Annotated in this window: 7 protein-coding genes and 1 pseudogene; 5 read left to right on the top strand and 3 right to left on the bottom strand. The window is 65.4% G+C overall.

Annotation, left to right across the window (positions count from 1 at the left end):
- The 3 genes from ACTHN9_RS12650 to ACTHN9_RS12660 all read left to right on the top strand — a co-directional run.
- On the top strand, positions 1 to 1,530 hold a 1,530-nt coding region (locus ACTHN9_RS12650), incomplete at its 5' end, for a thioesterase domain-containing protein (protein ID WP_440537109.1).
- A gap of 47 nt (positions 1,531 to 1,577) precedes the next feature.
- A complete protein-coding gene (locus tag ACTHN9_RS12655) occupies positions 1,578 to 1,775 on the top strand; it encodes an MbtH family protein (RefSeq protein ID WP_440537110.1) in 198 nt (65 codons plus the stop codon).
- A 65-nt stretch (positions 1,776 to 1,840) separates the two neighbouring features.
- Entirely contained in the window at positions 1,841 to 3,184 is a 1,344-nt protein-coding gene (locus tag ACTHN9_RS12660) for an MATE family efflux transporter (RefSeq protein WP_440537111.1), read from the top strand.
- A gap of 92 nt (positions 3,185 to 3,276) precedes the next feature.
- Here ACTHN9_RS12660 and ACTHN9_RS12665 read toward each other — a convergent pair whose 3' ends face one another.
- The gene (locus tag ACTHN9_RS12665; protein ID WP_440537112.1) at positions 3,277 to 4,134 is read right to left on the bottom strand and encodes a lysozyme inhibitor LprI family protein; all 858 of its coding nucleotides are present in this window, start codon (positions 4,132 to 4,134) and stop codon (positions 3,277 to 3,279) included.
- A gap of 426 nt (positions 4,135 to 4,560) precedes the next feature.
- Here ACTHN9_RS12665 and pgi point away from each other — a divergent pair, with 426 nt between their 5' ends.
- Positions 4,561 to 6,192: a glucose-6-phosphate isomerase gene (pgi, locus tag ACTHN9_RS12670; protein ID WP_440537113.1), complete on the top strand. Its 1,632-nt coding sequence runs from the start codon at positions 4,561 to 4,563 to the stop codon at positions 6,190 to 6,192.
- A gap of 1 nt (position 6,193) precedes the next feature.
- On the opposite strand, the gene ACTHN9_RS12675 is transcribed toward pgi, so the two are convergent.
- Positions 6,194 to 6,922, bottom strand: coding sequence for an ABC transporter ATP-binding protein (locus ACTHN9_RS12675; protein WP_440537114.1), 729 nt, complete (start codon positions 6,920 to 6,922; stop codon positions 6,194 to 6,196).
- Between ACTHN9_RS12675 and ACTHN9_RS12680 the strand changes: the two genes are divergently transcribed.
- Complete coding sequence (locus ACTHN9_RS12680) at positions 6,921 to 7,586, top strand: arylesterase (RefSeq protein WP_440537115.1); 666 nt, start codon at positions 6,921 to 6,923, stop codon at positions 7,584 to 7,586. The genes ACTHN9_RS12675 and ACTHN9_RS12680 overlap by 2 nt on opposite strands.
- Before the next feature lie 122 nt (positions 7,587 to 7,708).
- On the opposite strand, the pseudogene ACTHN9_RS12685 reads toward ACTHN9_RS12680, so the two are convergent.
- Positions 7,709 to 8,046: pseudogene (locus ACTHN9_RS12685) on the bottom strand (SurA N-terminal domain-containing protein); the annotation flags it as partial.

Raw genomic sequence — 8,046 nt, forward strand, 5'->3', positions numbered from 1 at the left:
GTGCCGATCGGCACGCCCGGCGAAATCTGCATCGGCGGCGCGGGCGTGGCGCGCGGCTACCTGAATCGGCCCGCGCTCACGGCCGAGCGCTTCGTAGCCGATCCGTTCGGCCCTGCCGGCGCGCGCCTGTATCGCTCGGGCGATCTCGGGCGCTGGCGTCGCGACGGCACGATCGAGTTTCTGGGCCGCATCGACGAGCAACTCAAGATCCGCGGCTTTCGCATCGAGCCCGGCGAAGTCCAAGCCGCGCTGGAGCAGCACCCGCACGTGGCGCAAGCGGCCGTTATCGCGCGCGAAGATCAGCCCGGCAACCGCCAACTGGTGGCCTATGTCGTGGCCGCCGAAGCCGAAGCCCTGCCCGAGCCCGCCGCGTTGCGCCGGTATCTGGCCGAGCGCTTGCCCGATTACATGGTGCCCACCGCCATCGTCATGCTCGATGCGCTGCCCCTTTCGCCCAACGGCAAGATCGATCGCAAAGCCCTGCCCGCGCCTCGGTTCGCCGCGAGCGAAGGCACTCGCGCACCCCTCTCGCCCAACGAACACGCCCTGGCCACGTTGTTCGCCGAAACGTTGGGACTGGATGCCGTCGGCATCGACGACAGCTTTTTCGATCTCGGCGGCCACTCCTTGCTCGCCACGCGCTTGATCAGCCGTATCCGCACCGTGCTGAACGTCGAATTGCCGGTGCGCGCACTGTTCGAGGCGCCATCCGTATCGATGCTCGCCCACCGGTTGAACATCGGCGATTCGGGAGGCGATTTCGATGCGGTACTGCCGTTGCGCGCAACGGGCAGCAAGCTCCCCCTGTTCTGCCTGCACACAGCTGCGGGGCTCGCTTGGCCTTTCGCCGCGCTCGCCGCGTATGTGGGCCGGGACGTCCCGATCTATGCCCTGCAAGCCCCCTTCCTACGGGCGGGCGCCCGGTTCGACGAAGACATCGCCGCGTCGGTCGACGCCTACATCGATGCCATGCGATCCGTTCAACGCGTGGGCCCCTATCGCCTGCTCGGCTGGTCGATCGGCGGTGTCATCGCTCATCGGATCGCGACGCGTCTGGAACAGCTAGGCGAAACCGTCGAATTGCTGGTGCTGCTCGACAGCCATCCCTGCCCGCAACCGCAAGCCGAGCCGCCCGCGGACGCGCAGTTGTTGCGCCGCTTCCTCGAAATTATCGGGTGGCAGGCCGACGGCGAAACCGCCCGAACCGCCTCGCCGCTCGACACCCTTTCGCGCATTCATGCGCGGCACGCTCGGGTCTCGACGTTGACGCTACCGCAAGCGCACCGCTTGTTTTACGTCTTCAAGCATGTCCTGCATATGTGGCGCAATCCCCACCTCGGACGGGTCGCGGGCACGACGGTGTTCTTCGAAGCCACGCTCGGCGATGCGCGCCCCGTGCCGCTGCATAGGCTGTGGGCGCCTCACGTCGAATCGTCGATGACCGTTCACGAAATCGCCTGCGGCCACGACGATATGGCGCGCCCGGCTTGCCTCGCCTCCATCGGCCGGTTGTTGAAAGAGATGCTCTAACGATCGACGGCCGCACACGCTAACTCCCAACATCGAAGGATCCGATCATGACACCCGACACCATCGCCCAAGAGCAGGAATACGTCGTTCTCCAAAATATCGAGCTGCAGTATTCGTTGTGGCCGTCCGGCAACGACATCCCGGCAGGCTGGTCGGTCGTGCACGGGGCGGCATCGCGCCAGGAAGCCCTCGATTACGTCGAATCGCACTGGACGGACATGAGGCCGGCCAGCCTGCGCACATGATCCGGCTGCCCGCCGGCCGCACGCGCGGGGGCGCGGCAACCGGCGCACGACCCGCACACGCGCGGATGGCCGAAGGTCCGATCGCCGCAACGCTGCTGTCGCTCTTCGTGCCGATCCTGCTCGGCAACGTGCTGCAAACGCTCAATGGGTCGATCAACGCGATGTGGGTCGGCCGCTATCTCGGTGCGGCAGCGCTCGTGGCGACGGCCAATGCGAACGCCGTGATGTCGTTCGCGGTGTCCCTCACGATGGGCATCGGTGCGGCCGCCGCCATCTCGATCGGTCAGAACCTGGGGGCGCGGAACGTGGGCGAGGCCAAACGGATCGTCGGTACGAGCGCGACGTTTTTCCTCGCGCTGGCGGTGCTGATTGCACTGGCAGGCGCCGCATCGGCCGGATCCATCGTGGCACGGATGGGCACGCCGCTGCCCGCGCGCCATTTTTCCGCCGTGTACCTGCGCATCGCGTTTCTGGCGATGCCGTTGCAGACGGCCTACCTCTTCTTGACCGTGTTGTTCCGAAGTACCGGCGATAGCCGAACACCGGTCCGCTTCCAGGCCCTCTGCGTGGCATTGGATGCCGTCCTCAACCCGTTGTTGATCGTCGGCCGGCAACCGTTGCCGCACCTCGGCATCGCAGGTTCCGCCACCGCCACGCTGATCGCGCAAGGCATCGGGTTGACCGCGCTGGTGCTGCACATGTATCGCACGCGGCACGTGCTGTGCCTGCGAAGCGGCGAAACCCACCTGCTACGTCCCGACCGGCGCATCGTCAAGATGCTGATCGCGAAGGGCACGCCGATCGGACTGAACATGGCCATCGTATCGCTGTCGATGATGACGATGTTTTCGCTCGTCAACCGCTTCGGCACGCAACTCTCGGCGGCATATGGCGCCTGCCTGCAGCTATGGAATTACGTGCAGTTGCCCGTGCTGGCCATGGGCATGGCGGTCACGCCCCTGGCCGCCCAGAACCTCGGTGCGCGACGGCTGGACCGGATCGGGCGGATCGCCGTCACCGGCAGCGGCTTGAACATTGCGATGGCCGGCGGCGTCGTGGCAGTCACGCTGTGTTTCGGCGGGCGCGTGCTAGGCCTCTTTCTGCCGCACGACACGGCCGCATTGCAGCTCGCGCAGCACATCAACACAAGGGTAGCGTGGTCGCTGATTCCGTTCGGGGTGACATTCGTCCTAGCCAGCGTCATCCGTGCATCGGGCGCGGTGTTGGCCCCCGTGGCCATCCTATTCGTCGCCCTCTGGTGCATCCGTTTGCCGTCCGCCTTGTGGCTGACGGATGCATGGGGTCCGGATGCCATCTGGGCGAGTTTTGGATTCGGATCGGTTTCGGCCATGCTGATGCTGATGCTTTACTACCGTTGGGCCGGGTGGCGCAAAGCGTTCATGCCTTGAGAGGAAGTAAAACGCGCCGTTCGCGTCCGCGATGGCGGCGCGACGAAACGGGCTGCCGCCTCGCGCGATGAGCGCCCGGCCCAAGTTAGAAGCTAGTTCGACGCGCTGGCCGCGGGCGGACGCTCCACGATCTGCCCATTCATATACGCGAAATGGCGTTCTTTCGGCACCGTCGGCGGCACGGCCATCGGCTCATCGGCCTTGCGGCCGAGGTAGCTGACAACGAGGTCGTCGCCATTGATCGCGATGCCGATCGGCTGGATTCGGTCGCCGATTTGAAAGGTGGTGCCGCGCCCGTCGTTGAACACCAGCGCCGCGTAATAGAACGTTCCGCTGCCGCCCCCTTCCTGGGACAGGAACACCGCCACGGCCGATCGCCCGCCCAGCTTGCCCACCGCATGTGCGGGCGGCTCCACGACGCGCGTGACGTCCTGCTCCGCCGCACCCTCGGCAGCCGGCTGCGAGTGCTGGCCTTCGAGCAGCGTCACGTCTTTGCCTTCGATGCGATAGATGGCGTTCTTGTAGTCGATCGACGGGCCCGACGGCACCTCGTGGGCCGGCGCGGCCGTCACCGTGATTCCGAGATGTTCGAGCGCATTGCCGCGCAAATCGTCGATTCGCTGCCGGTAGGCTTCGGAAAGGCACGAAACTTGCGCACCGCAAGCGTCGCGCGTGTCGTGCTGCCACTTCTGGCGATCGGCCTGCAGCGCATCGCGGAAATCTTGATACGGTTTGTTCTGCGCCGTCGGCTTGGCCTCGAGCAAAATCGTGTAGTACGTGCTTGCCTGGGCGTCGAGCGCCCGCAACGCGGCGTTGTTGCAAATCGTGCGTTCGATCGCTAGATGCGGCTTCGTGCAATCGAGATCGGCGGTTTGTGTTTGCGCGAAGGCGCTAATCGATACGCATGAGAAAAGCGCCGCAGCGGCAGCGCATGGGCCCATTTTTTTCATTGTGTTGATCGGAATGCGAGGGTGAAAAACATCGGATGATAGCGCGCGTGGGGCACCCTCGGATGAGCATTTGAATCGACGTCGGCTGACTGTCGGCTAGCTGTGGGCGGATCGTCGGGTTGGACCTTCTGCGCCGGACGGCTCGTCCGTGCGTCCACGCAGCCGGGCTGTGCGGCGCATACGATCGATACGCTCGATCGTCGCTTCGATTGCAGGCGCAACGCCGCTATACTGACCGACCTTAGGCGGTGCAAGCGCGGTGCAGGCGCCCTGCCCCGCACGTTCATGAGACGCCGCCCGGGAGTGCCGCGCGCCGGCGCGCCTCCATTGCATTGTTGTGACGACAGACGACGAGCTTGGTGTGCCCGGCTGGCCCGGCGCCATGCCAAGTTCATGGACCTAAGCCCTTTCGTTGGACCCACGCCCATGACGCACAAGACGCTGAACTCGCTCCCTTCTTGGTCCGCGCTCGCCGCGCATTACGAACAGATTCGACACGAACGGCTGCGCGATTGGTTTGCCGCGGATAGCGCTCGCCCCTCGCGCGCCGAGCGGTTCACGGTCGAAGGGGGCGGGCTCACGGCCGACTTTTCGAAGAACCGTATCACCGACGAAACGCTACGCTTGCTCGTCGCGCTCGCCGACGAAGCCGGCGTCGCCAAACGGCGCGACGCGATGTTCGCGGGCGACGTCGTCAACCCGACGGAAGGCCGCGCCGCTCTGCATACGGCCTTGCGTGCCACGAGCGCCGATGCGCCGTTTCATGCACAAATCGCGGCCGAGCGCGCGAAAATGGCCGATTTCGCCGAACGCGTGCGTAGCGGCGCTTGGACCGGACACACGGGCAAGCGCATTCGTCACGTCGTCAATATCGGTATCGGCGGCTCCGATCTCGGGCCGAAAATGGTCGTACACGCGTTGAACCACCTCGCCCACCCCGATATCTCGACCTACTTCGTCTCCAACGTCGACGGTGCCGATCTCGCACGCGTCTTGGCCCGCATCGACCCCGAGGAAACGCTAGCGATCGTCGTCTCCAAGACGTTCACGACGCTCGAAACGATGACGAACGCCCGTTCGTTGCGCGAATGGTTCGTGCAAAAAGGCTGCCCGGAAAGCGCGCTCGCCAAACACTTTGTCGGCGTGTCGGCCAATCCGGCCGAAGTCGTGAAATTCGGCATCGCGAAGGAGAACGTCTTCGAGATGTGGGATTGGGTCGGCGGACGCTACTCGTTGTGGTCCGCCGTGGGCCTGTCGATCATGATTGCGGTCGGCGCGGCGAACTTCGACGCCCTGCTCGCCGGCGCGCACGAGATGGATCGCCACTTCCGCGATGCGCCGCTCGCGCGCAACCTCCCGGTCCTGCTCGGCCTGATCGGCATCTGGTATCGCAACTTCTTCGGCCTGCAAAGCTATCTGGTCGCCCCCTATTCCGAAGCGCTGCACTTTTTGCCGTCGTACTTGCAACAGCTCGAGATGGAAAGCAACGGCAAGCAGGCGCGGCTCGACGGCGCGTACGTCGATTACGCCACCTCGGCGGTGACCTGGGGCGAGCCGGGCACGAACGGACAGCACGCGTTCTTCCAAATGCTCCACCAGGGCCCGACGATCGTTCCGATCGACTTCATCGCCGTGCTGACGCCCGAGCACCCGTTGGTCAGCCATCATCCGAAGCTGCTCGCGAACTGCTTTGCGCAAAGCGAAGCGTTGATGCTCGGACGCACCGAGGAGGAAGCCCGCAAGGTGGCCGGGGCGGACAAGCCGGAACTCGTGCCCCATTTAGTCTTCCCCGGCAACCGGCCGTCGACGACACTGCTGCTCGATTCGCTCGACGCCCGTTCGCTCGGTGCGTTGATCGCGCTTTACGAGCACAAGGTGCTCGTGCAAGCCGCGGTGTGGAACATCAACCCGTTCGACCAATGGGGCGTCGAACTCGGCAAGATCCTCGGCAAGGTGGTGGAAGCCGATCTGACCGGGCAGCGCTTCGACGCGCATCGGCACGACTCGTCGACGTCCGCTCTCATCGAGCGCGCGCGCGAGGCCGCCCGGCGCGGTTAAGTCACGGGTGGCCCGCCCTAGCGTGCGGGCCGTGCGGAGCGTGCGGGGCAATACGGCCCGCGTCGATCGTCACCGTCCGCGCGCACCGGCGAGCGAGTTCGGTGTCGTGCGTGACGAGGATCAAGGTGGCCCCTTGCGCCGCGTTCAATTCGAACATGAGGTCGATCACCGCATGGCCGGTCGCGGCGTCGAGGCTGCCCGTCGGCTCGTCGGCGAACAAGATCGCCGGACGCGTGACGAACGCGCGCGCCAACGCGACGCGTTGCTGCTCGCCGCCCGAGAGGAGCTTGGGGTAGTGCCGCGTGCGCGCACCGAGCCCGACACGCTCGAGCAGCGCGCGGGCGCGCTCGGTGGCTTCGTTTCCATCGACACCGCCTTGCAATTCGAGCGGCAAGCGCACGTTCTCGAGGGCGGTCAGGTGCGGCATCAACTGAAAGGATTGGAAGACGAAGCCGATCGAGCCGTTTCTGAGCCGCGCCCGCTCGTCTTCCGAGAGCGTCGAAAGATCCCGCCCGAGCAAGCGAACCGAACCCGACGTGGCGTTGTCCAAGCCCGCGAGCAAGCCGAGCAACGTCGACTTGCCCGAGCCGGACGCGCCGACGATCGCCACGCTCGTACCGGCAGCAACGTCGAACTCGATGTTGTCGAGTATCGTCAGCTCGCCGGTTGCGTCCTTCACCCGCTTGCATAAACTGCGCACTTCGATAATGGCACTGGTGTCTTCTGGCATGAACAAGCGTCGTTGGATTGTCGGTACGGCGGCGGCCGCCGCGTTGGTGGCCGCCGGCCTATTCACCCTTTCGTCGTTCACCGCCACGCCCGCCCGCAGCGCGGAATCGACGCGGCCCGTGATCGTCGTGCTCGGCGATAGCATCTCGGCCGAATACGGCCTGCCGCGGGACACGGGATGGGTCGCGCTATTGCGCAAAAGGCTCGCGCAGGAGCGAATCGATTATAGCGTTGCGAACGCCAGTATCAGCGGCGATACGACGAGCGGCGGGCGGGCACGCATGCCCGAGTTGATGGAGCGGCTCAAGCCGTCGATCGTCATCGTCGAACTCGGCGCGAACGATGCCCTGCGCGGCGTGCCGATCTCGACGACGAAAGACAATCTGCGCACGATCGTGGAGCAAGCGCAGCAAGGCCATGCGAAGGTGGTGCTGGTGGGGATGTACGTGCCGCCCAACTATGGCCAGGCCTACACGCAACGATTTCACGCGATGTACTCGACGATCGCGCACGACATGAACGTGCGGCTCGTTCCGTTCTTGCTGGCCGGTATCGAAAACCGGCCGGACATGTTCCAGTCGGACCAGATGCACCCCACGCAGCAGGCGCAACCGGTGCTGCTCGACAACGTGTGGCCCGTGCTGGCACCGCTGCTGCGCAAGTAGGTAGCAAGTAAAGCGAGGGGCTGGCGGCGACACGCTGGCAATCGAGGGGGACCGCCGGCGAAGATCCCGCCGGAGCGACCGGCGGGCAAGCGTTCGTGACTGCCGGTCGTGACTCCCGCTCGTTACTGCGAATCGGCCTGCGACGAATTGAGCGAGCCGAAGACCTTCACTTTCGAGCGTTTGCGCAGCGACGCGACATACGCTTCCAGTTCCGTTTGCGCATCGACTTGCGCGAGTTCGCGCTGCGCGGACGCCAGGCGGCCCGCGTCGATCGGTGCAGCAGGAACGACCGCATTGACGCGGTAGATCGCATAGCCGTCGTTGCCGAGATCGACGCCGACGTACGCGGGCAGCTTGCTGTCGTCGGCCTTGAAGATGGCGCTCAGCGCCAGCGGCGAAACGCCTTGGGCGTCCGTGCGCGACACCTTCTGCTCGGCGCCGAAGCCCGCGGTCGATTTCG

It is taken from the genome of Trinickia sp. (assembly GCF_051953405.1).
GTDB lineage: Bacteria > Pseudomonadota > Gammaproteobacteria > Burkholderiales > Burkholderiaceae > Trinickia.

Excerpts from the sequence above, each read along its gene's own strand:
- pgi (WP_440537113.1), top strand. The coding sequence starts at position 4,561 with ATGACGCACAAGACGCTGAACTCGCTCCCTTCTTGGTCCGCGCTCGCC.
- ACTHN9_RS12660 (WP_440537111.1), top strand. The coding sequence starts at position 1,841 with ATGGCCGAAGGTCCGATCGCCGCAACGCTGCTGTCGCTCTTCGTGCCG.
- ACTHN9_RS12675 (WP_440537114.1), bottom strand. The coding sequence starts at position 6,922 with ATGCCAGAAGACACCAGTGCCATTATCGAAGTGCGCAGTTTATGCAAG.
- ACTHN9_RS12680 (WP_440537115.1), top strand. The coding sequence starts at position 6,921 with ATGAACAAGCGTCGTTGGATTGTCGGTACGGCGGCGGCCGCCGCGTTG.
- ACTHN9_RS12665 (WP_440537112.1), bottom strand. The coding sequence starts at position 4,134 with ATGAAAAAAATGGGCCCATGCGCTGCCGCTGCGGCGCTTTTCTCATGC.
- ACTHN9_RS12655 (WP_440537110.1), top strand. The coding sequence starts at position 1,578 with ATGACACCCGACACCATCGCCCAAGAGCAGGAATACGTCGTTCTCCAA.